Source organism: Photorhabdus sp. RM96S (assembly GCF_042879335.1).
Lineage (GTDB): Bacteria > Pseudomonadota > Gammaproteobacteria > Enterobacterales > Enterobacteriaceae > Photorhabdus > Photorhabdus kayaii.
This window is the reverse complement of the sequence record NZ_JBHFKT010000239.1, coordinates 1-288: the sequence shown is the minus strand read 5'-3', so window position 1 is coordinate 288 and position 288 is coordinate 1. Positions and strand designations below refer to the sequence as shown.

The window sequence follows — 288 nt, the reverse complement described above, 5'->3', positions numbered from 1 at the left end:
GAGACCCCACACTACCATCGGCGCTACGGCGTTTCACTGCTGAGTTCGGCATGGGGTCAGGTGGGACCGCCGCGCTATCGCCGCCAGGCATATTCGGTTTATTCCAGGCGGGAATCCTCCCCCCCCGGTTCAATCTCGCAACAAGCTGAAAATTTATCTCTCTACGCCCTGCCGACACCAAAACACCTTCGGTGTTGTAAGGTTAAGCCTCTCGGTTCATTAGTACTGGTCAGCTCAATGCATCGCTGCGCTTACACACCCAGCCTATCCACGTCTTCGTCTTAAACG

2 rRNA genes are annotated in these 288 nt (G+C 55.6%); both read right to left on the bottom strand.

The annotated features are described in order from the left end of the window. Positions 1-88: ribosomal RNA gene (rrf, locus tag ACGF49_RS25160) — 5S ribosomal RNA — on the bottom strand; the annotation flags it as partial. Positions 89-198: 110 nt separating this feature from the next. Further along, positions 199-288: ribosomal RNA gene (locus tag ACGF49_RS25155) — 23S ribosomal RNA — on the bottom strand; the annotation flags it as partial.